The sequence below is a fragment of the Flavobacterium bomense genome (assembly GCF_003970355.1).
The window spans coordinates 1-1,765 of sequence record NZ_RYDJ01000060.1; the positions used below are offsets into that span (position 1 = coordinate 1).

General features: G+C 33.2%; 2 protein-coding genes and 1 pseudogene. All 3 read right to left on the minus strand.

Annotated features, from left to right (window positions below; genetic code table 11):
- Window positions 1-214, minus strand: a pseudogene (locus tag EKL98_RS18220) (hypothetical protein); the annotation flags it as partial.
- A 448-nt stretch (window positions 215-662) separates the two neighbouring features.
- Window positions 663-1,118: an IS200/IS605 family transposase gene (tnpA, locus tag EKL98_RS15510; protein WP_126563102.1), complete on the minus strand. Its 456-nt coding sequence runs from the start codon at window positions 1,116-1,118 to the stop codon at window positions 663-665.
- A gap of 89 nt (window positions 1,119-1,207) precedes the next feature.
- Window positions 1,208-1,765 (minus strand): (Fe-S)-binding protein (locus tag EKL98_RS15515; protein ID WP_148104426.1); only part of this gene is annotated, 558 nt, incomplete at its 5' end.

The window sequence follows — 1,765 nt, forward strand, 5'->3', positions numbered from 1 at the left end:
TAACACAATTTGAGTGTCCACATTTTCCATTACAGCCTTGGCTTTTTTTATTTTTTGAATCATTATCATTTTTGCAACAATCCATTTTTTCTGTATTTGCAGAATCTTTTTTGTTACAAGAATTTTTTTCTGAATGACTACCACACGCAAAAGTGACTGTTGGCATCAAGAAGAAGCCAAAAATAACTAATATTAAAAGGTAAATTCTATTCATTATCGTTTTAAAATCAAAGACAAGCAAAATTAAGCAAATTATATTAATATGGCACTAAATATTTGTTAAAAAGGTTTGTGTTTTTTATTAGCCTGTTTTTAAATTGCTTTTTGTTCCTGATTTGTTGCAAATAAGCTATATTTTTCTCTAAATATTTTTATATCCTCACTAATTTTTCTATCCTATACTTTTGCAAATTGCTAGGTTGTTCTTATATTTTTGTGATCAAGAATTATGCTTGTTTGTGTCGACAATTTGGATATCACTACAAATTTGTGGAACTTAATTCAATTCTTTTGCCATTGATTGAAGTATGTTTATATAGGTACTAAGCCGTTTACACTAGCTTTTGCTATCATTATAAAAGAAAATAGATGCTTTTGTTTTCATCTTGGTAACCTTTAGGTTATTAATGAATTACCCCGAGGCAGAGCCTCGAGGTATCGTGTTATTCAAAAGATAACCGTAGCTGGTTTTTGCTAAACGATTTGTAAACTGTCTTTTCTTCTCCTTGATTTTGAATGTATTTCTGAATTATATTCTCATTACCATATTGACCAACTGTATTTATATAATATCCACTCGTCCAAAAATTACCACCCCACAATTTACTTTTAACTTCTGGATGCAATCTGAAAATTTCTTTTGCAGTGATACTTTTTACTGTTCTAACAATGATAGCAACAGAAACTTTTGGAACACTCTGTATCAAAAAATGAACGTGATTTTCATCTGCACCAATTTCAATAAAATGAATTTCATACCGTTCTGAAATGTTTTTACAAACTTCAACTAAACTTATTTCTACTTCTTCAGACAAAACATTTCTTCGATACTTTATCGGACAAACTAAATGATAAAGTAACAAACTTTTATTGTGACGTTTGAAAATATGTTCGCTCATCAAACAAATGTACTAATCTTTTTTACTTATGACCCCGAGGCAGAGCCTCGAGGAATTCTTTTGATTAAAAAACAGTGAATCTGTGGCTGTCATTTTGTGTTTATTTTGTTGGCTCCTTTGGGCATTTCGGGAATCCATTTTGGGACTTTTCCAAACGTGATAAAATGGAAACCATTCGATAAAGCGGTCATAATATTTGTTCCAAGAATAGAATGAAAAAAGGAAACCATTTTCAAACCCACTCTCAATATTGCCGTTGTTCCAGCCATATGCGAGCCAATATATGCGGCTACTTTTTTATTTCCAGAATTCAATTCATTGGCGCGCCATTCTTTTACAAATTTCCCGGTATCGATATAAACAGGGCAAGCCAAGGCGCAAAGTCCATCGGTAGCACAGGTTTCGTCTAGTTGGTAGGTAACGTCTTTTCGAATTGCCGCCAATCTTTCAGGATCTTCTTTCGATTCTTCTAATCGACTAATTTCTCTGGCAATTACGATTCGTTGTCGAGGAGACAATGTCAAACCTTCGGAAACGCAATGCGGTTCACAAAATCCACATTCCATACATTTGTCAACAATGGCGTGGGTTTCTGGCATTGGTTTTAAATTCTTGAGATGCGCTTTGGGGTCGGGATTGATTAAAAC